Origin of the sequence: Micromonospora costi (assembly GCF_003626655.1) — a bacterium.
In the GTDB taxonomy this organism is placed as follows: Bacteria; Actinomycetota; Actinomycetes; order Mycobacteriales; family Micromonosporaceae; genus Micromonospora; species Micromonospora costi.
In genome coordinates this window covers 437,047-456,863 of sequence record NZ_RBAN01000003.1, presented here as the reverse complement: position 1 = coordinate 456,863, position 19,817 = coordinate 437,047, and the positions used below count along the sequence as shown (strand labels likewise).

15 protein-coding genes are annotated in these 19,817 nt (G+C 73.7%); 7 read left to right on the top strand and 8 right to left on the bottom strand.

Features of this window, described 5'->3' with window-relative positions:
- Nucleotides 1–188: 188 nt before the first annotated feature.
- Entirely contained in the window at nucleotides 189–995 is an 807-nt protein-coding gene (locus tag D7193_RS18650; RefSeq protein WP_120780795.1) for an MBL fold metallo-hydrolase, read from the bottom strand.
- A 163-nt stretch (nucleotides 996–1,158) separates the two neighbouring features.
- Between D7193_RS18650 and D7193_RS18645 the strand changes: the two genes are divergently transcribed.
- Nucleotides 1,159–2,373 carry an NADP-dependent isocitrate dehydrogenase gene (locus D7193_RS18645; RefSeq protein ID WP_120780794.1) on the top strand — a complete coding sequence of 405 codons (1,215 nt, stop codon included), beginning with the start codon at nucleotides 1,159–1,161 and terminating at the stop codon, nucleotides 2,371–2,373.
- 404 nt (nucleotides 2,374–2,777) lie between these two features.
- Here D7193_RS18645 and galT read toward each other — a convergent pair whose 3' ends face one another.
- The 4 genes from galT to D7193_RS18625 all read right to left on the bottom strand — a co-directional run bounded on the left by galT (nucleotide 2,778) and on the right by D7193_RS18625 (nucleotide 7,978).
- Nucleotides 2,778–3,854, bottom strand: coding sequence for a galactose-1-phosphate uridylyltransferase (galT, locus tag D7193_RS18640; protein ID WP_120780793.1), 1,077 nt, complete (start codon nucleotides 3,852–3,854; stop codon nucleotides 2,778–2,780).
- Complete coding sequence (locus D7193_RS18635) at nucleotides 3,851–4,675, bottom strand: DeoR/GlpR family DNA-binding transcription regulator (protein WP_120780792.1); 825 nt, start codon at nucleotides 4,673–4,675, stop codon at nucleotides 3,851–3,853. Before D7193_RS18635 ends, galT begins: the two co-directional genes overlap by 4 nt.
- Before the next feature lie 112 nt (nucleotides 4,676–4,787).
- Nucleotides 4,788–6,314, bottom strand: coding sequence for an adenylyl-sulfate kinase (cysC, locus tag D7193_RS18630; protein ID WP_120780791.1), 1,527 nt, complete (start codon nucleotides 6,312–6,314; stop codon nucleotides 4,788–4,790).
- Between the two features lie 116 nt (nucleotides 6,315–6,430).
- A complete protein-coding gene (locus D7193_RS18625) occupies nucleotides 6,431–7,978 on the bottom strand; it encodes a glycosyltransferase family 2 protein (protein ID WP_120780790.1) in 1,548 nt (515 codons plus the stop codon).
- 206 nt (nucleotides 7,979–8,184) lie between these two features.
- On the opposite strand from D7193_RS18625, the gene D7193_RS18620 reads away from it, so the two are divergent.
- The 5 genes from D7193_RS18620 (at nucleotide 8,185) to D7193_RS18600 (ending at nucleotide 12,419) form a co-directional block, all read left to right on the top strand.
- The gene (locus D7193_RS18620; RefSeq protein ID WP_120780789.1) at nucleotides 8,185–9,099 is read left to right on the top strand and encodes an ABC transporter ATP-binding protein; all 915 of its coding nucleotides are present in this window, start codon (nucleotides 8,185–8,187) and stop codon (nucleotides 9,097–9,099) included.
- Nucleotides 9,092–9,979, top strand: a complete 888-nt coding sequence (locus D7193_RS18615; protein ID WP_120780788.1) for an ABC transporter permease subunit — start codon at nucleotides 9,092–9,094, stop codon at nucleotides 9,977–9,979. Before D7193_RS18620 ends, D7193_RS18615 begins: the two co-directional genes overlap by 8 nt.
- Entirely contained in the window at nucleotides 9,976–10,935 is a 960-nt protein-coding gene (locus D7193_RS18610) for an ABC transporter ATP-binding protein (RefSeq protein WP_120780787.1), read from the top strand. The genes D7193_RS18615 and D7193_RS18610 overlap by 4 nt, the downstream gene beginning before the upstream one ends.
- Before the next feature lies 1 nt (nucleotide 10,936).
- Nucleotides 10,937–11,647 carry an ABC transporter permease gene (locus tag D7193_RS18605; RefSeq protein ID WP_120780786.1) on the top strand — a complete coding sequence of 237 codons (711 nt, stop codon included), beginning with the start codon at nucleotides 10,937–10,939 and terminating at the stop codon, nucleotides 11,645–11,647.
- Between the two features lie 124 nt (nucleotides 11,648–11,771).
- Nucleotides 11,772–12,419 (top strand): hypothetical protein, encoded by a 648-nt coding sequence (locus D7193_RS18600; protein WP_241563190.1) that lies wholly within the window; start codon nucleotides 11,772–11,774, stop codon nucleotides 12,417–12,419.
- A gap of 70 nt (nucleotides 12,420–12,489) precedes the next feature.
- Here the strand turns inward: D7193_RS18600 and valS are convergent, their stop codons facing one another.
- The gene (gene valS, locus D7193_RS18595; RefSeq protein WP_120780784.1) at nucleotides 12,490–15,054 is read right to left on the bottom strand and encodes a valine--tRNA ligase; all 2,565 of its coding nucleotides are present in this window, start codon (nucleotides 15,052–15,054) and stop codon (nucleotides 12,490–12,492) included.
- A 56-nt stretch (nucleotides 15,055–15,110) separates the two neighbouring features.
- Between valS and D7193_RS18590 the strand changes: the two genes are divergently transcribed.
- Entirely contained in the window at nucleotides 15,111–15,773 is a 663-nt protein-coding gene (locus D7193_RS18590; RefSeq protein WP_120780783.1) for a nitroreductase family protein, read from the top strand.
- 171 nt (nucleotides 15,774–15,944) lie between these two features.
- Here the strand turns inward: D7193_RS18590 and D7193_RS18585 are convergent, their stop codons facing one another.
- Nucleotides 15,945–17,867: an ABC transporter ATP-binding protein gene (locus D7193_RS18585; RefSeq protein WP_377456137.1), complete on the bottom strand. Its 1,923-nt coding sequence runs from the start codon at nucleotides 17,865–17,867 to the stop codon at nucleotides 15,945–15,947.
- A 62-nt stretch (nucleotides 17,868–17,929) separates the two neighbouring features.
- Entirely contained in the window at nucleotides 17,930–19,816 is a 1,887-nt protein-coding gene (locus D7193_RS18580) for an ABC transporter ATP-binding protein (protein ID WP_120780782.1), read from the bottom strand.
- Between the last annotated feature and the right edge of the window lies 1 nt (nucleotide 19,817).

The following is a 19,817-nucleotide window of genomic DNA, read 5'->3' as shown; positions in this document are numbered from 1 at the left end:
TGAGCACCACCCGTGGGAGGGGCGCGCCGGCACCGCCGGCGCGCCCCTCCCACGTCCGGCCCGCGCCCCGTCCCCGCGCGCTGCCGCATCCGTCCCGGTCCAGCCCGGTGATCAAGAGGTTCGCGTCAGCCCGGCGGCGGATCCTGACGCAAACCTCTTGATCACCGTTGCTGGCGCGGACCTCGGGGTCAGAGGCGCACGAACGCGGGGCCCAGGTGGGGGGTGGCCAGGACCGTGGGGCCCGCTGCGGCCAGGGCACGGAGCAGCGTCGTGCGGGAGGTACGGGCCGTCGGCGGGTCCATCTCGTGGGCGTACGCCAGCTCCGGGTCGACCAGTTGCACGGCGTGCACCAGCAGGTCGCCCGTGAGCAGCAGCCGCTCGTCGCCCGCGTCCACCAGCACGCACTGGTGGCCGGGTGTGTGTCCCGGCGTCGGCAACAGCCGTACGCCCGACCCGATCGTCGCCTCGCCGTCGACCTCCCGGAGCCGGCCGGCGGCGCGCAACGGCGCCACGAGACCGGCCCGCAGCCCCGGGTTGACCCGGTCGACGGCGGCCACCTCGGCGCGCTGGAGCAGGTAGGTGGCGTTGCGGAAGTACGGCGCGCCCGGCGATCCGGTGACCGCCCAGCCGACGTGGTCGGTGTGCAGGTGGGTCAGCACCACCGTGTGGACGTCGGCCGGGTCGATGCCGGCGACGGCGAGCTCGGCGGGGAGGCGGCCCGGCACCGGCGCCCAACTCGCGGCGGGTGAGCCGGCCGGCCCGATCCCGGCGTCGACCAGGGTGACGGGCCCGTCGCCGACCCGGATCGCGAAGCAGCGGAAGCGCAGCCACCACTGTCCGTCGCCGGTGACAGCGGTCGGGTCCCGCCGGTCGGCCTCCCGCCACTGGCCGGACGTGGCGGCCGGGAACGCCTCCGCGCGGGGCTGGAAGAAGGGCCCCTCGCCGTCGGTGATCGGGATGACCGTGATAGACCCGAGGGTGCGGCTCAGCGACATCGGATGATGGTGCCACTGATCCTCATGGCCGGGCGTTCCTGTCCCCGCCCACGCCCTCGTCCGGGCAGGTCACCGGCCGGACGGAGCCCGAGTGGGGAACGCCGGCCCGTTCCAGTACGCTCGTACTGCTTGAGCACGTGTCCCCCGAGAGGAGCGCCGGCCGATGGCGAAGATCAAGGTAAACAACCCGGTCGTGGAGCTCGACGGCGACGAGATGACCCGGATCATCTGGAAGCAGATCCGGGAGCAGCTGATCCTGCCCTACCTCGACGTCGACCTGCGTTACTACGACCTCTCGATCCAGTACCGCGACGAGACCGACGACCAGGTCACCGTCGACGCCGCCAACGCCATCAAGGAGCACGGCGTCGGCGTCAAGTGCGCGACGATCACCCCGGACGAGGCCCGCGTCGAGGAGTTCGGCCTCAAGAAGATGTGGCGGTCGCCGAACGGCACCATCCGCAACATCCTCGGCGGTGTCGTCTTCCGCGAGCCGATCATCATGTCCAACGTGCCGCGGCTCGTCCCCGGCTGGACCAAGCCGATCATCATCGGCCGGCACGCCCACGGCGACCAGTACAAGGCCACCGACTTCGTCGTCCCCGGCCCGGGCACGGTGACCATCACCTACACCCCGGCCGACGGCTCCGCCCCCATGGAGGTGGAGGTCGCCAACTTCCCCGGCGGCGGCGTCGCCATGGGCATGTACAACTTCGACGACTCGATCCGCGACTTCGCCCGCGCCTCGATGCGCTACGGCCTGGACCGCGGCTACCCGGTCTACCTGTCCACCAAGAACACGATCCTCAAGGCGTACGACGGCCGGTTCAAGGACATCTTCGCCGAGGTGTTCGAGAACGAGTTCAAGGCGGAGTTCGAGGCTGCCGGCCTCACCTACGAGCACCGGCTGATCGACGACATGGTCGCCGCCGCGCTCAAGTGGGAGGGTGGCTTCGTGTGGGCCGCCAAGAACTACGACGGTGACGTGCAGTCCGACACCGTGGCCCAGGGCTTCGGCTCGCTCGGCCTGATGACCTCCGTGCTCATGACCCCGGACGGCCGCACGGTTGAGGCCGAGGCCGCGCACGGCACCGTCACCCGGCACTACCGGCAGTGGCAGAAGGGCGAGAAGACTTCGACCAACCCGATCGCGTCGATCTTCGCCTGGACCCGGGGCCTCGCCCACCGGGGCAAGCTGGACGGCACCCCGGCCGTCACCGAGTTCGCCAACACCCTGGAGCGGGTCTGCATCGAGACCGTCGAGGGCGGCCAGATGACCAAGGACCTCGCGCTGCTGATCTCGCGGGACGCCCCGTGGCTGACCACCGACGAGTTCATGAACGCGCTCGACGAGAACCTGGCGCGCAAGCTCGCCTGACCCTCGTCAGCACCGTACGGGCCCGCCGGCACTCCCGCCGGCGGGCTCCGTCGTTCCCAGAAGCTGGCGGGCTCCGTCGTTCCCCGGGGGCCGGCGGGTCAGCGACCTCGGCCGGGGGACGTGGGAGCGTTTTCCGTCACCCGAACCGGCGCGCCTCGTTGACCAGGGTGGACGAGATGCCAGTCGCGTCCAGGAAGGTTGACCGCGGTAGCCGCGCGGCACTCGTGCCGATCAGCCAGCCTTCCCGGCTGTCGTGCACAGCCAGCCGTCCCTTCCCTGCGGGGGGCCCTGTCCCGGGCCCCCCGCGCCCTGTCCGGGCGACCATCCGCGCCACACCCAGGGCCGGCGATCGTCCGAGCCGTGCCCAGGGCGGCGACCATCCGCGCCACGCGCAGGGCCGGGCGTCAGGCGGCGCGGAGGAGTTCGGCGGCGCGCTCGGGCGCGATGTCGTTGATGAAGACACCCATGCCGGACTCCGAGCCGGCCAGGTACTTCAGCTTGTCCTTCGCCCGCCGGATGCTGAACAGCTGCAGGTGCAGGTGGCCGAACTCGCGGTCGATCCGCACGGGCGCCTGGTGCCACGCCGCGATGTACGGCATGGGCAGGTCGAACAGCGCGTCGAAGCGGCGCAGCAGGTCCAGGTAGAGCGGCGCGAAGGCGTCCCGCTCGGCGTCGTCGAGGGCCGGGATGTCGGGCACCGGCCGGTGCGGCGCGACGTGCACCTCGAACGGCCACCGGGCGGCCGCCGGGACGTACGCCGTCCAGTGCTCGTTGGTCGCGACCACCCGCTCGCCGGCGGCCCGTTCGGCGGCGAGCACGTCGGCGTAGAGGTTGCCGCCGAGGGTGCGCTCGGCGTAGCGGCGGGCCGCGCCGAGGAACGCCCGCGAGCGCGGCGTGACGAAGGGGTACGCGTAGATCTGCCCGTGCGGGTGGTGCAGCGTCACCCCGATCTCCACGCCCCGGTTCTCGAAGCAGAACACCTGCTCCACGCCGGGCAGCTCGCCCAGCGCCACCGTCCGGTCGGCGAGGGCGTCGAGCACCGTGCGCACCCGGCCGGGGGAGAGGCTGGCGAACGATGCGTTGTGGTCGGAGGTGAAGCAGACCACCTCGCAGCGCCCGACCCCGGGCCGCAGCGGGGTGAACGGCGTGACGTCCCCGGGCTCGTCGGCGACCCGGCCGCTCAGCGACGGGAACCGGTTCTCGAAGACCACCACGTCGTAGTCGGGCGCGGGGATCTCGGTGAGCCGGTCGCCCACTGACGGGTCGAGCGGGCACTGGTCGGCGGGCGGCAGGAAGGTGCGGGTCTGCCGGTGGACGGCGACCGCCACCCACTCGTCGGTCAGCGGGTCGTAGCGGAGCTGGGAGGCGGGTGGCGGGGGTGGCAGCTCGCGCCGGTCCGGCTGGTCGCGGACGGCGTCGTCCCGCTCGTCGAAGTAGATCAGTTCCCGGCCGTCGGCCAGCCGGATCGCGGTGCGCTTCACTCCGCCGCCCCTCCAGTCGTCGGCGAGCCGATCGTCCGGCCCGCCTCCGTCGCCCTCACCATCACCAGTTCACCCACGTGGTCGCCCAGTACCCGCCGTGCCGCCGCCGGCAATCCGTCGTCGGTGACCAGCACGTGCGCGGCGGACAGCCCGACGATCGAGGAGATGCCGACCGTGCCCCACTTGGTGTGGTCGGCGAGCACCACGAGCCGGTCCGCCGCCGCGACCAGCGCCCGGTCGGTCTCCGCCTCCATGAGGTTGGGCGTGGTGAAGCCCGCCCGTTCGCTGATCCCGTGGACGCCCAGGAAGAGCAGGTCCAGGTGCAGCGACCGGATCGCGCCGACGGCCAGCGGCCCGACCAGCGCGTCGGACGGCGTCCGGACCCCGCCGGTGAGCACCACCGTCTGGTCCGATCGGCCGCCGGCGTGCAGGATCTCCGCCACCGGGAGCGAGTTGGTCACCACGGTCAGCCCTGGCACGTCCACGAGCCGGCGCGCCAGTTCGGCGGTGGTGGTGCCAGCGGAGAGCGCGATCGCCCCGCCGGGCGGTACGAGCTGCGCCGCCCGCTCGGCGATGGCCGCCTTCTCGCCGGGCTGCCGCACCGACTTCGCCCGGAACCCGGGTTCGTCGGTCGAGCCGGGCCCGGCCAGGGTCGCGCCGCCGTGCACCTTGGCCAGCAGGCCGCGGTCGTGCAGGGTCTCCAGGTCGCGCCGGATCGTCATGTCCGAGACGCCGAACTCGGCCGCCAGCTCGGTGACGCGTACCCCGCCCGCGGCCCGGACCCGCTCCAGGATGGCCGCCTGCCGCTGCTGCGCCAGCATCCGTCCCACCTCCGGCCGTGTCGCGCACTCTCACGCGGTCAAACGTGTTCCAACAAGAACGAACACTAGCGCGTAGCCGGAAACGGTGGAAGGAACGGGGGTGGTCCGGCGGTCAGACGGACGGCAGCTTCGGCTCGACCCAGCCGGTCTCGGTGAGGTGGTGCAGCACGACCTGGACGGCCTCGTCGATGGTCAGGTCGCTCGTGTCCACCACCAGGTCGGCGTCGGTCGGCTCCTCGTACGGGTCGTCCACGCCGGTCATGCCGGTGAGCAGGCCGGCGCGCGCCCGCGCGTACAGGCCCTTGCGGTCGCGCCGCTCGCACACCTCCAGCGGGGTGGCGACGTGCACCAGCAGGAAACCCGCACCGGCCGCGAGCGCCATCTCGCGGGCCGTGGCCCGGGCCGCGGCGTACGGGGCGATGGGGCAGCAGATGGCCACCCCGTGGTGGCGGGCGATCTCCGCCGCCACCCAGCCGATCCGGCGTACGTTCAAGTCCCGGTCGGTCTTGGTGAACCCCAGCCCCGCCGAGAGCTCCCGGCGTACGACGTCGCCGTCGAGCAGGGTGACCGTCCGCTCGCCGCCCTCCCGCAGCGCGTCGGAGAGCCCACGTGCGATGGTCGACTTGCCCGAACCGGAGAGCCCGGTCAGGAAGACCACGAGCCCGCGGTGCCGGCGCGGCGGTCGGGCCCGGGCCAGCTCCCTCGCCACCGCGGGCGGCGTGTGCCACTCGGGCAGCGGGAACCCCCGGTCCAGCAGGTCCTCGATCTCGTCCTGGGTCAACGCCAGCCGCCGGTTGCGCGGCGGGATGTCCTCCCGCCACCGCCACTGGCCGTCGCGGTTGTCGTAGGCCAGCTCGCGCGGCACCAGCACCCGCAGCCCGGCGCCGGCGAGCATGTCGCCGGTGGAGAGCAGGTGGGTCACGCCGTACGCGGCCGACACCCGGGCCCGCAGCAGCGCGTCGCTGATCTCGTCGGGGCGGCGGGAGAGCGGCACCGCGACCAGGGTGGCCGGCGGCATCCGGTCGCGCGCCGCGAACACGGCGCGTACCAGCGACTCGGGCGGCAGGCCCCGGCCGTCCTCGCCGACCGGGATCAGGACCAGCAGGTGCGCGCCGAGCGTACGGGCCGCGTGCGCGATCTGGGCGAGCTGCGGCCGGTGCAGCGGACGGTCGGCGACGACACCGAGCACCCGGCCGGGGGGCAGCAGCGCGCGTACCTCCTCCGGGCTGCGGCGCAGCCGCTGGAACGGCCCGTGGCCGCCGTCGCCCAGCCGGCGCACGACGCCACCGACACCGGCCACGCCGTCGCGGACCGGCCACGCGTCGGCCACCTCCAGCGCGGCCATCGGGGCGCCCTCGCCGTCGGTGAGCACCAGGGTGCGGCGGGCCGGGTCACGCGGGTCGAGCGCCTGGGCGAGCGCCGCGGGCACCTGGAGGGTCACCGGGACCTGCCACGGGCTGCCGTCGGCGAGCCGCCCGCGGCGACTCACCGAGACCAGGTCGGCCCGGGTCATGAAGCCGGTCAGCGGGGCGTACGCCCCGATCAGCAGTAGCTCCAGGTCGGCCAGCTCTCCCGGACGCGGCGTGTACGCCGGCGCGTCCCGAAGCACCTCCTCGGGCAGCACCCACCCGTCGCTCATCACACCCCCCACTCGCTGGCCGGCACACAGTTTCTCAGTCGACCGCCGATCGGTCGAGGGTGCCACTCCACCCCGCCGCCCGGCGCTGCCGGTCGGTCCATTCCGGTGCGCACGGGTCAGCCGCGCCGGCCGCCCTTGGCGAGCGCGACCAGGTCGTCCGGCACCCGCTGTCGGACCGACCGCTTGAGCCGGGTGAGGAACGAGTCCTCCAGCACGCGCGGCGGCGCCCCGTCGGCGGCGCAGTGCACCACCAGCGGCAGCAGGGCGTCCAGCATCCAGCCCATGCTGGTGAGCCGCGTCTTGAGCCGCCACGTCCCGGCGGTGCGGCCGCCGTTGACCGTCGAGACGTCGACCGTCATGGTCGCCCGGTGGACGGCGTGACCCGTGCCGTCCGGCCCGGCCACGCGCTCGACCGTGAACTCCACGGGCAGGAAGACCTCCTCGTTGGTCTCCACGTGACGGGCCACCACGTCCAGCCGGCCGCTGCGCAGCGCCTTCGTCACGTCGCGCAGCTCCGGGGCGATGCCGTCGACCGGCGGCAGCAGCAGGTCCCGGTCGCCCTCCAGGCTGACGCGGACCGGCCGCCGGCCGGACTCGAGCCAGGCGTGGACCGCGAGCGTCAGCGTCGTACCGGAGAGTTCGTACCGCTCCACCCGCGCGGTCGCGTGCAACGCCGCCTCCCACCGGGCGAAACGCCGCAGGTCCGAAAGCCGGTCCTCGGCGGCGAGGTGGGCGAGGATGCGCAGCATCGGCGGCAGCCCGCCGGCCACCCCCGGAGCGAACCGCTCCCGGATGATGTCGCGGACCTCGGCGGCGACCTGCGCCACCCACTGCGGCGACGCCTCCAGCATCCGCCGGCCCCGTAGCCGGTTGAGCATCTCGTTGCGCAGCCAGCGGCGGTGCAGCCGGTCCCGCAGCCGGCCGGGCTCCACGTGCGCGTCGACGACGTCCAGCGCCTCACGCAGGGCCGCGTAGTACTCGGCGGGGTCCATCTCGACGGCAGTCACGCCGCCACCGTCGTCCCGGCGGGTGTGGTGGTAGCAGGTGTAGTCCGACAGCACGCACGTCCGCTTCGACAGCAGGTACGCCCGCACCACCATGCGGTGGTCCTCCAGGCGCCGCGGCCACCCCTCCGGGAACCGCAGCTCGTGCTCGTCGAGGAACGCCCGCCGGAACATCTTGTGGCACGTGAGGCTGTCGATCAGCGGGGCGTTCTCCAGCGTGGCGTCGAACCGGTTGCGCCGGAACAGCTCGCGCGGCACCCCCCGACCGTGCCCGGCCATCCGGCCGATCACCACGTCGGCGTGGTGCGTCGTGGCCGTGTCGTACAGCCGCTCCAGGGCCTCGACGCCGAGCCAGTCGTCGTCGTCGACGAACATCACGTACTCGCCGAGGGCGTGCGCGACGCCCACGTTGCGCGGCCGCGACGGCCAGCCCGAGTTCTCGATGTGCACGACCCGGAGGTGCGGGTGGGCGGCGGCGAGCGCGTCGAGGCGGGCGCCCGTGTCGTCGGTCGAGCCGTCGTCGACGAAGACGGCCTCGAACTGCGCGGCCGGCAGCGACTGCTTGAGCAGCGAGTCGACGAGTCGCCCGATCCGTGGCCCGCAGTTGTACGCGGGCACCACCACGCTCACCTTCGGAGGGGCGCTCGTGTCGCCGGTCATCTTCTCTCCCGATCGGCGTAGGTCACCGCCCGCGGTGGTCGTGCCATCCGCGGGCGGCGATGAACCGCTCCATTGTGAGGGTCGCGGGTCGTCGGCGGAACCCGCGGTTCGACGTCGATCCCTAGGGGCCGCTCCGGCGAGGATCAGGGGAGCGTCGGGGGCGGCGCTGGCCCCACGAGGGGCGTCGGCTGCCTACGCTGGGCGGCGTGACACTCATCGCGACCGAGTCGCTGACCAAGACGTACGGAGGTGGGGTCAGGGCGTTGGCCGACCTCACCGTCGCGGTCGAGCCGGGGATCATCGGGCTGGTCGGCGCGAACGGCGCCGGCAAGTCGACTTTGATCAAGATCCTGCTCGGCCTGCTCGCCCCGACCAGCGGGCGGGTCCGGGTGCTCGGCCTGGACCCGACCACCGACTCCGCCGCCGTACGGGCCCGGGTCGGCTACATGCCCGAGCACGACGCGCTGCCGCCGGACCTCACGGCCGCCGAGCTGGTGACGCACCTCGGCCGGATCAGCGGGCTGCCCCGTACGGTCGCCCGCGAGCGGGCCTCCGAGGCGCTGCGGCACGTGGGCCTCTACGAGGAGCGCTACCGCCCGGTCGGCGGCTACTCGACCGGCATGAAGCAGCGGGTGAAGCTCGCCCAGGCGCTGGTCCACGACCCGGACCTGCTGCTGCTCGACGAGCCGACCAACGGTCTCGACCCGGCCGGCCGCGACGCCATGCTGGCCCTGGTGCACCGGATCGGCACCGAGTTCGGCATCTCGGTTCTGGTGTGTTCACACCTGCTCGGCGAGGTGGAGCGGATCTGCGACACCCTCGTCGCCATCGACGGCGGCCGCCTGCTGCGGGCCGACCACATCTCGGCCATGACCTCGGCCACCGACGTGCTCGCCGTCGAGGTCAGCGAGGGCACCGAGGAGCTGTCCGCCCGGCTCGCCGCGCTCCAGCTGCCGGTCCGCCGGGACGGGCGGCTGCTGCTCGTCGAGCTGGCCGACGACGCCACCTACGACCTGATCCTCGGCGCGGTCGCCGAGCTGGACCTGCCGTTGCACCGGCTGGACCAGCGGCGGCACCGGGTGGCCGAGCTGTTCGCCACGAGGGAGCCCAGCCATGCCTGAGCCGACCGGTGTCATCCACGACATCGGCTACCAGCGCTACACCGGCCCGCTGCTGGGCCGCCGGCACGTCTTCGGCGCGCTCTACCTGCACGGGTTGCGCACCGCGTTCGGGCTGGGCCGCAGCGCCAAGGCCAAGATCTTCCCGTGGCTGGTGGTCGGCATCGTGACGGTGGTCGCCGCGGGCGTCACCGCCGTACGCAGCCAGATCGGCGAGGTGGTGATGACGTACGCGCAGTTCGCCGACAACATGAGCTGGCTCGTCATCTTCTTCGTCGCGGTGGTCGCCCCCGAGCTGGTCTCCCGGGATCTGCGCAGCGGGGTGCTGCCGCTCTACTTCTCCCGTCCGCTGCCCCGCTCGGACTACCCGCTGGCCAAGCTCCTCGCGCTCGCCACCGCGCTGTGGCTGCTGCTCGGCGGGCCGCAGATAGTGATGTTCCTCGGCGCCGCGTTCACCACGGACGACGGCCTGACCGGGGTCTGGAACGAGCTGCTCGACCTGCTGCCCGGCCTGCTCTACGCGGGGCTCTGGGCGGCGGTCTTCGCGTCGGTGGGCCTGCTGGTCGCCTCGCTGACCGGCAAGCGGGCCTTCGCGGCCGGCGGTGTCGTGGCCGTGTTCCTCATGACCACCCCGATCGTCGGGACCCTGTCGATCATGCCGTCCCGGACGCTCAACGAGCTGGCCGGGCTCGCCTCGCCGTCCACGCTCGTGCAGGGCGTCGGGGTCTGGTCCCTCGGCGACCTCCTGGTCACCGAGAACGGTGGGGCCGCCCACTCGCTGATCGGCGACTTCGGTCCGGTCTACGCGGCCGCCGCCGTCCTCCTCGTCGCCGGCTGCGTCGCCCTGCTGCTGGCCCGGTACCGGAAGGTGGCCACCCGATGACCACGACGAGCGCCGCCCCCCGGGCGGGGGCCGCCACCGAGACCGCCAGCACGCTGGACCTCGCCGGCGTCTCCCGCTGGTACGGCAACGTGGTCGCCGTCAACGACGTGAGCATGCGGCTCGGCCCGGGAGTCACGGGGCTGCTCGGCCCGAACGGCGCGGGCAAGACCACGCTTCTGCACATGATGGCCGGTTTCCTGGCCCCCTCGCGGGGCGCGGTGACGCTCGACGGGGCGCCGACCTGGCGCAACCCCGACGTCTACCGCCGGCTCGGGCTGGTCAGCGAGCGGGAGGCGGTGCACTCGTTCCTCAGCGCGTACGAGTTCGTGCTGGCGAGCGCGAAGCTGCACCGGCTGCCGGATCCGCAGGAGGCGGCGCGCCGGGCCATCGCCCTCGTCGAGATGGAGAGCGCGCAGGACCGGCGGATCGGCACGTACTCCAAGGGCATGCGCCAGCGGGCGCGGGTGGCCGCGGCGCTGGTGCACGACCCGCAGGTGCTGCTGCTCGACGAGCCGTTCAACGGCATGGACCCGCGCCAGCGGCTGCACATGATGGACCTGCTGCACCGTCTCGGCGACGCCGGCCGCACCATCCTGTTCAGCTCGCACATCCTGGAGGAGGTCGAGCAGGTCTCCGGCACCGTCCAGGTGATGGTGGCCGGCCGGCTCGCCGCCTCCGGCGACTTCCGGACGATCCGCCGGCTGATGACCAACCGGCCGCACGTCTTCGCGGTGCGTTCCACCGACGACCGGGCCCTCGCCGTCGCGCTGATGGCCGAGCCGTCGGTGACCGGCGTGGAGCTGGCACGCACGGGGCTCACCGTGCGGGCCGGCGACTACGGCGCCTTCACCCGGGCGCTGCCCCGGATCGCCCTCGCGAAGGGCATCCGCGTCCGGCAGCTGGTGCCCGAGGACGAGTCCCTGGAGAGCGTCTTCTCCTACCTGGTGGAGGCCTGACATGTCGACCGTTTCCTGGATCACCGCGCGGGGCCTCTTCGGCCGTCGCCGGTTCCTGCTGCTCTTCCCGCTGCCGGTGGTGCTGGTGCTGCTCGCCGTGCTCTCCCGCTCTTTCGGGGTCGACCCGGGCGAGTGGGGGCCGCCGGTGCTGGTCGGGCTCGGGCTCGCCGTGGTGCTGCCGGTGGTGGCGCTGATCGTCGGCACCGGCGTGCTCGGTGCCGAGATCGACGACGGCACCGTGGTGCACATCCTCACGAAGCCGCTGCCGCGCTGGCAGATCGTGCTGCCGAAGCTCGCGGTCGCGACCGGCGTCACGGCGGCCACCGTCGCCGTGCCGCTCTACGTCGCGGGCGTGCTGGCCGATTCGGTACGCCTCGGCCTGGCGCTCGCCGCCGCCGCGTGCCTCGGCGCGCTGGCGTACTCGGCGCTGTTCCTGGCGCTCAGCCTGCTCACCCGGCGACCGGTGCTGCTCGGCCTGGTCTACGTGCTGATCTGGGAGGGGCTGCTCGGCAACTTCGTGAGCGGCACGAAGGTGCTCTCCATCCAGCAGTACGTGATCGCCCTCGCCGACCGGCTGGCGCCGACCGGGCTGCTGGAAACCAGCGTCTCCGTCCCGGTGGCGGCCGTGATGACCGCCCTCGTGAGCGTCGGCTTCACCGTGCTGGCGATCGACCGGCTGCGCTCGTTCAGCGTGGCGGGCGAGACGAGCTGAGGCCGATGGGCCTGCGTTGGTGCCCCCGCGTCGCCGTCGGCGGCAAGGGGGCACCGCCAGCAGGAGCGCAGATGGTAGGGCTGGCCGGATGGACCGGCCCCCCGAGGTCGGCGAGGCTGGACACGTGAGTGCGGAAGCGGGACAGATCATGGCGCGCCAGCCGTACACGGGCGGCGCACGACACTGGCTGGTGAGCCTCGCGGTGGCCGGACTGGCCGCCGCGGTCACCAGCACGGTCGCCCAGGGCAGCGGCCACTTCCACTGGTGGGCCGGGTTCGTGCTGATCCCCGGCGCGCTGATCGCCGCCAGCGGAGGGCCGATGCTGGCCCGGGGCGGCGGCCTGGCGTTCGCCGGGTACGTGGTCGTCTGCGCGGGCGCCCTGGTCTTCGCCACCGGCGCGCTGCTGATGTTCGGCGTGATGGGTCGGGGCTGGCCTGTCATGATCATCGTGCCGTGCCTGGCGGTCGCCGGCACGTACGTGTGGCGGCCGGCGCACCCGCTCGCGCGGGGGCTGCACCGGGCGGTGGCCCTGCTGGCGTTGACGGGCGCGCTGCTGGGGGCGACGTTCCAGCTGATCCGCGCCGGCGTTGTCGACTTCGGCGACACCGGCTGGTGGGGCGCCTTCCTCATGCTGGCCGGCGTGATCGTCGCCGGGAACGCGGCCGAGCTGATCCGGCACCGGATGCCGTACCGGCTCCAGGCCATCACCCTGCTGGTCGGCCCGTCCGTGGTCTCGTTCCTGCTCGGGCTGCGCTTCCTGCGCGGCTGGTGAACGCGCGCCCCGCCGGGGCCGGCCCTCACCGGGGGCCCGCCCCGCCGGGCGCGCCCCCGGTCGGGCGTCGCTAGAACGCGGAGGCGATGACGAGCTCGGTGGTGCGGTCGGGGAGTAGGTCGAGCTTGCCGATCCGGCCGGCGGCCCGCAGGTCGTCGGAGATCAACGTGAGCTTCTCCAGCTGCGCGGCCGGGCCGAGTGCCTCGGCCAGCGGCACCTCCGCCCGCATCGAGAGCTTCCGCTCCGACTTGGCCCGGCGCACCTGGCTGAGCGCGTCCCCGGCGATCCGCAACAGCTCCGGGTCACCCTCGCCCTCGATGGCCCGGCCCACCTCGTACGTGGTCGGCCACGGCGCGCGGTGCACCGACCCGTACCGCCACCACGACCAGACCTCCTCGGTGACGAACGGCAGCACCGGGGCGAAGAGCCGCAACTGCACCGAGAGGGCGGTGGCCAGCGCCGCCCGCGCCGAGTCGGCCCCCGCGCCGGACCCGTAGGCCCGCTCCTTCACCAGCTCGATGTAGTCGTCGCAGAACCGCCAGAAGAACGCCTCGGTCGCCTGCAGGGCGGCCGTGTGGTCGTACCCCTCGAAGGCGGTCGTCGCGGCCGCGACGACCGTGGAGAGTTCGGCGAGCATGGCCCGGTCGAGGGGTTCGGTCGCGGGAGCGCGCAGCGCCTCCCCGGCACCCAGGTTGAGGGCGAACTTCGACGCGTTGAGCAGCTTGGTCGCCAGCCGGCGGCCGATCTTGATCTGGGCCGGGTCGTACGCGAGGTCCATGCCCGGCTTGCCGCTCGCCGCCCAGTACCGCACCGCGTCCGAGCCGTGCTGCTCCAGCAGCGCCAGCGGCGTGACCACGTTCCCCTTGGACTTGGACATCTTCTTCCGGTCCGGATCGAGGATCCAGCCGGACAGCTCGGCGTCCCGCCACGGCAGCACGCCGTGTTCGAGGTGCGACCGGACGATCGTGGAGAACAGCCAGGTGCGGATGATGTCGTGCCCCTGCGGGCGCAGGTCCATGGGGAAGACCCGGCGGTACAGGTCCGGGTCGGTCTCCCAGCCGCCGACGATCTGCGGGCTCAACGACGACGTGGCCCACGTGTCCAGCACGTCCGGGTCGCCGACGAAACCGCCGGGCCGGCCGCGCTGCGACTCGTCGTAGCCGGGCGCCGGGTCGGTGGACGGGTCGACCGGCAGCGCGGACTCGTCCGGCGTGAGAGGCTGGGACCAGTCCGGCTCGCCAGCGTCGTCGAGCCGGTACCAGACCGGCACCGGCACCCCGAAGTAGCGCTGCCGGCTGACCAGCCAGTCGCCGGTCAACCCGCCCACCCAGTGCTCGTAGCGGTGGCGCATGTACTCCGGCACCCAGCGCAGCTCCCGGCCGCGGGCCAACAGCTCCTCGCGCAGGCCCTGGTCGCGCCCGCCGTTGCCCAGGTACCACTGCCGGGTGGAGACGATCTCCAGCGGCCGGTCGCCCCGCTCGTAGAACTTCACCGGGTGCGTGATCGGCCGCGGCTCGCCGATCAGGTCGCCCGCGTCGGCGAGCATCCCGACGATCTCGCGACGGGCACCGTTGACCGTCTGCCCCGCCAGCGCCGCGTACGGCTCGGCCGGCACCCCGGCCGGCGCCTCCGGCAGCAGCCGGCCGTCCCGGCCGATCACGACCCGGGTGGCCAACCGCAGCTCACGCCACCAGGTCACGTCGTTGAGGTCGCCGAACGTGCAGACCATGACCAGCCCGGTGCCCTTGCTCGGGTCGGCGAGCGGGTGGGCGTACACCGGCACCTCCACCCCGAACAGCGCGCTGCGGGCCATGGTGCCCGCCAGATCGGCGTAGCGCTCGTCGTCCGGGTGGTGGACCAGCGCCACGCAGGCCGGCAACAGCTCCGGGCGGGTGGTGTCGATCAGCAGTTCTCGCCCGCCGGCCCCGGTGAAGCGCAGCCGGTGGTAGGCGCCCGGGCGCTCCCGGTCCTCCAGCTCCGCCTGGGCCACGGCGGTGCCGAAACCGACGTCCCAGAGGGTCGGCGCCTCCGCCTGGTACGCCTCGCCGCGCGCCACGTTGCGCAGGAACGCCCGCTGGCTGGTGGCCCGCGCGACACGGCCGATCGTTGTGTACGTGAGCGACCAGTCCACGGACAGCCCGAGCCGCCGCCAGAGCGTCTCGAAGACCTGCTCGTCGGCCACGGTGAGGCGCTCGCACAGCTCGATGAAGTTGCGCCGGGAGATCGGCGTGGGATTCTTCCGCGCCTCGTCGGTCACCGGGGTGGCCGGCGGCCGCCACACCGGGTCGTAGGGCAGCTCCGGGTCGCACCGCACCCCGTAGACGTTCTGGACCCGCCGCTCGGTCGGCAGGCCGTTGTCGTCCCAGCCCATCGGGTAGAACACCGTCCGCCCGCGCATCCGCTGGAACCGGGCCACGGTGTCGGTGTGCGTGTACGAGAAGACGTGCCCCATGTGCAGCTCGCCCGATACGGTCGGCGGAGGCGTGTCGATCGCGTATACGTCCGAGCGCTCCTTCGAGCGGTCGAACGCGTACGTGCCCTCCTCCTGCCAGCGGCGTGCCCAGGTGTCCTCGATGCCGTCCAGGCTCGGACGGTCGGGGACGCCCGCGTGGGCCGTCCTCTCCGTATCAGTCATCCTGCGATCGTAGGCAGCCGCCAACGGCCGGACCATCGGTTAAGCCTCGTGCCACGATGGAATTCGTGCCGACGCTTCCGCTGAGCCCCGACGAGCTGCTCACCACCACGCGTACGGTCCGGCGCCGGCTGGACCTGACCCGGCCGGTGCCCATGGACCTGGTCCGCGAGTGCCTGGAGATCGCGCTCCAGGCGCCCTCCGGCTCCAACCGGCAGGGCTGGCACTTCGTGGTGGTCACCGACCCGATGCTCCGCGCCGAGATCGGCCTGCTCTACCAGCGGGCCGTGCAGGCGTACCTCGCCTCGGAGTCCTCGGCGGCCCGCCTCTTCGCGGAGGACCCGGCGCGGGCGGCGGTGCAGCGCCGGGTGGGCGAGAGCGTCGCCTGGCTCGGCGACCGGATGGGCCAGGTGCCCGTGCTGCTGATCCCGTGCCTGCGGCTGCATGGTGGTGGGGAGCTGTCGGCCGGCAACCAGGCCGGGCTGTGGGGGTCGCTGCTGCCGGCGGTGTGGAGCTACATGCTCGCCGCCCGGGCGCGCGGCCTCGGCACCGCCTGGACCACCCTGCACCTCACGTACGAGGCGGAGGTGGCCGAGCTGCTCGGCCTTCCCGAGGAGGTACGCCAGGCGGCTCTCGTCCCGACCGCCTGGTACACCGGCGAGGGCTTCCGGCCGGCGAGGCGGCAGCCCCTGGACGAGGTGCTGCACGTCGACCGCTGGTAACCCGCCCGCCCCCCGCCCCCTCCGGCCCCGTCCCGGCCCGGTGATCAAGACGTTTGCGTCAGAATCCGGCTCCGGTCTGACGCAAACCTCTTGATCACGTGGGCGAGGCCGGGGGCTGGGGGCGAACCGGGCCCGAGGCCGGGGGGCTGGGGGCTGGGGGCTGGGGCGGGGTTAGCGGAGGGAGTCCTGCCACTGGCGGTGGAGGGTGGCGTAGCGGCCGCCGGCCGCGGCCAGCCGGTCCGGCGGCCCGTCCTCGACGATGCGGCCCCCGTCGAGCACCAGCACCCGGTCGGCGATCTCCACGGTGGAGAGCCGGTGCGCGATGACCAGCGCGGTCCGGTCCCGCAGGATGGTGCCGAGCGCCCGCTGCACGAGCCGCTCGGTCGGCACGTCGAGGGACGACGTCGCCTCGTCCAGGATCAGCACGGTGGGATCCGCCAGGAACGCGCGGGCGAACGCCACCAGCTGCCGCTGCCCGGCGGAGAGCCGGCCGCCGCGGCGGTGCACCTGGGTGGCGTACCCCTGCGGGAGCGCGGCGATGAAGTCGTGCGCGCCGATGGCCCGGGCGGCGGCCCGCACCGCGGCGTCGTCCGCGTCCGGTCGGCCGAACCGGATGTTCTCCTCGACGGTGCCGCTGAACAGGTGGTTCTCCTGGGTCACGAGGACCACGGCGCGGCGCAGCTCGGCGTCGGCCACGTCCCGCAGGTCGACGCCGTCGAGGCTGACCGTGCCGCGGTCCGGGTCGTGGAACCGGGCGACCAGCTTGGCGATCGTCGACTTGCCCGCGCCCGTCGCCCCGATGAGCGCGACGGTCTGCCCGGCCGGCACGGTCAGCTCCAGGTCGGTGAGGATCGGGGCTTCCGTGCGGTAGCCGAAGGAGACCTGGCGGAAGGCCAGCTCGCCGTGGCCGGGGCCGCGGGGCAGCGGCACCGGGCGGAGCGGTTCGGGCACCTCCGGCCGCTCGTCGAGCACTCCGGCCAGCTTCTCCAGCGCCGCCGTGGCGGACTGGAGCGAGTTGTAGAACTGGCTCAGCTCCTGCATCGGCTCGAAGAAGCGCCGCAGGTAGAGCAGGAACGCGGCGAGCACCCCGACCTCGGTACGCCCGCCGAGCACCCGCCAGCCGCCGTAGCAGAGCACCGCCGCCACCGTCACGTTGCCGATCACCTTGATACCCGGCGAGTACGTGGCGATCAGCCGGAACGCGTGTAGGCTCGCGCCCCGGTAGTCCTCGCTGAGCGCCACGAAGATCCGCTGGTTGCGCGGCTCCCGCCGGTACGCCTGCACGGCCCGGATGCCGCGCATCGACTCGACGAAGTGGACGATGACCAGGGCCACCGCGTCGCGGGTACGCCGGTAGGCGCCGGCCGACGCGCGGGAGAACCAGCGCGACAGCCAGTACAGGAACGGAAAGGCGAGCAGCGTCACGGCGGCCAGCGGCGGGTCGAGCCACAGCAGGATGGCGGCCACGGACACGATGGAGAGCACGGCGAGCACCAGGCTGTCGATGCCGCCGTCGACCAGTTCGGCGATCGAGTCGAGGTCGCTCGTGAGCCGGGAGACCATTCGGCCGGACGTGTACCGCTCGTGGAACGCCACCGACAGGCGCAGGAAGTGCGCGTACACCCGCTGGCGGAGGTCGAGCAGGACGGCCTGGCCGATGCGCGCGGAGAGGGTGAGGAAGCCCCGGCGGGCCACGTACTCGGTGAGCGCCGCCGCCCCGAAGGCCCCGGCCACCGCCACGAGCGGGCCGGGGTCGCCGGCCCGCAGCGGCGCGATGCCCCGGTCGATGCCGAGCATGACCAGGTACGGCCCGGCCATGGCCGCGCCGTTCTGGGCGAGCAGCAGCGCGACGGCGCCGGCGAGCCGGCGGCGGTGCGGGCGCAGGAGGTCGGCCAGGAGCACCTGGCTGCGGGCGCGTAGCCGGGCGAGCGCCTCCGGCGTCGTCTCCTCGGCGCGGCTGCGGTCGGCGTCCGGGTCGGTGGCCTGCCCGCGCCAGCGAGTCAGCTCCGGCTCGCCGTCGGCGGGAGTCGCCTCGTCCACCCGGGACGGGTCGCCGCCGTCGGGTCCGGGCGGCGGCCGGCGGCGGGGCCGCAGCAGCCACCGGGTGCGGCGGTCGTCCCGTGCCGGCCTCCGGCGTCGCCGGGACGCCCCGGTGATCACGACCGCACCAGCCCACGCCCGTCCGGAGTGGCGCCAGTGGCCGGCCCGGACCCGCCGGGGCGTGGCGTACCGTTCGTCGGCGTCGGCCGGCCGCCCTCGGACGGTGGCGGTTCGGCCGAGAGCAGCGCCCGGTACGCGGGGACGCTCGCGAGCAGGTCGGAGTGGCGGCCCACCGCGACGATCCGGCCGCCGTCGAGGAGCGCCACCCGGTCGGCCAGCGCGATGGTCGACGGGCGGTGCACCACGAGCAGCGCCGTGCACTCCCGCAGTACCCGTTTCAGCGCCGCCTCCACGAGCGCCTCGGTCTGCACGTCCAGCGCGGAGAGCGGGTCGTCCAGGACGAGCAGCGCGGGCCGGCCGAGGACCGCGCGGGCCAGCGCCAACCGCTGCCGCTGCCCGCCGGAGAGCGTGAGCCCCTGCTCGCCGACGCGGGTGCCCAGCCCCCACGGCAGGTCGTACGCGAAGTCGGCCTGGGCGAGGGTGAGCGCGGCCGCGACGTCCTCCTCGCTGGCGTCCGGCCGGCCCAGCGTCAGGTTCTCCCGAACCGACATGGAGAACAGGGTGGGTTCCTCGAAGGCCACCCCGACCAGCCGGCGCAGCGAATCCAGCCGCAGCTCGCGGACGTCGTGCCCGTCGAGGGTGATCCGCCCGCCCGTCACGTCGTGCAGCCGCGGCACCAGCGACAGCAGCGTGCTCTTGCCGCAGCCGGTCGCGCCGACCAGGGCGAGCGTCTCGCCCGGATCGACGGTCAGGTCGATCTCGCGCAGTACGGGGGCGGCGGTGCCCGGGTAGGCGAACGAGACGCGCTCGAACCGGAGCCGGCCGCGCACCGCCGGGCGCTCCAACGCGACGGCCGCCGGGGCGTCCACGATCCGGGGCGGCGTGTCCAGCACCTCCTGGATCCGGTCGGCGGCGGTCGCCGCCTCCTGGCCGTTCGCGATGATCCAGCCCAGCGACTGCACCGGCCAGATCAGCATGAGCTGGAGGGTCACGAACGCCACCAGCTCGCCGATGGTGAACACCCCCCGCGCCACGGCGGCCGCCCCGGCGACCAGGACCACGGCCAGCGTCAGGTTCGGCACCAGGTCGAGCAGGGCCGAGGTGCGCGCGAGCAGGCGGCCCTTGCCGACGCCGGTGTCGTGCAGCGCGCGGGCCGCACCGCCGAAGCGGGCGGCGAGCTGCGGCCCGCGCCCGTACGCCCGCATGGTGCGCAGCCCCTGCGCGGTCTCCTCGACCAGCGTGGCCACGTCGCCCTGCTGGTCCTGCATCCGGCGGGAGGCGGCGTGGTAGTGCCGGGCGAACTGGCGGCTGATGAGGAACAGCGGCACCGCGCTCGCGGCCACCAGCAGGCCCAGCACCGGGTGCAGGCGGATCAGCAGTACCACTACGACCGCGTAGGTGAGCAGGTTGAGCACCAGGAAGAGCAGGCCGAACGAGAGGAACCGGCGGATCACCGACAGGTCGGTGGTGATTCGGGACAGCAACTGGCCGGACTGCCACCGGTCGTGGAAGCTCGCCGGAAGCCGTTGCAGATGGGCGTAGACGTCGGCGCGCAGCGCCGCCTCCATGCCCACCGCGGACGACGACTGCACCCAGCGGCGGACGAAGATGAGCACCGCCTCGGCGAGCCCGAGCAGCAGCGCCAGCGCGCCGAGGTGCAGCAGGCCGGCCGGATCGCGCCGCGCCACCGGCCCGTCCACGACGCGCTGCACCACGAGGGGCACGGCGATGCTCGCGCCGGTGCCGGCCAGCGCCGTGAGCAGCAGCCAGGCGAACTGGCCTGCGTACGGGCGCAGGTAGCGGCGCAGCCGCCAGAGGTTGTGCACCGGGTGGGGGCCCGCGGCGACCCGCGCGGCCGGGTCGCCGTCGCTCTCCGCAGGCACT

Bases quoted from the DNA above. Each gene is read 5' to 3' on its own strand.
- D7193_RS18615 (WP_120780788.1), top strand. From the start codon at position 9,092: ATGCCTGAGCCGACCGGTGTCATCCACGACATCGGCTACCAGCGCTAC.
- D7193_RS18610 (WP_120780787.1), top strand. From the start codon at position 9,976: ATGACCACGACGAGCGCCGCCCCCCGGGCGGGGGCCGCCACCGAGACC.
- D7193_RS18625 (WP_120780790.1), bottom strand. From the start codon at position 7,978: ATGACCGGCGACACGAGCGCCCCTCCGAAGGTGAGCGTGGTGGTGCCC.
- D7193_RS18635 (WP_120780792.1), bottom strand. From the start codon at position 4,675: ATGCTGGCGCAGCAGCGGCAGGCGGCCATCCTGGAGCGGGTCCGGGCC.
- D7193_RS18650 (WP_120780795.1), bottom strand. From the start codon at position 995: ATGTCGCTGAGCCGCACCCTCGGGTCTATCACGGTCATCCCGATCACC.
- D7193_RS18590 (WP_120780783.1), top strand. From the start codon at position 15,111: ATGGAATTCGTGCCGACGCTTCCGCTGAGCCCCGACGAGCTGCTCACC.
- cysC (WP_120780791.1), bottom strand. From the start codon at position 6,314: ATGAGCGACGGGTGGGTGCTGCCCGAGGAGGTGCTTCGGGACGCGCCG.
- D7193_RS18645 (WP_120780794.1), top strand. From the start codon at position 1,159: ATGGCGAAGATCAAGGTAAACAACCCGGTCGTGGAGCTCGACGGCGAC.
- valS (WP_120780784.1), bottom strand. From the start codon at position 15,054: ATGACTGATACGGAGAGGACGGCCCACGCGGGCGTCCCCGACCGTCCG.
- D7193_RS18605 (WP_120780786.1), top strand. From the start codon at position 10,937: ATGTCGACCGTTTCCTGGATCACCGCGCGGGGCCTCTTCGGCCGTCGC.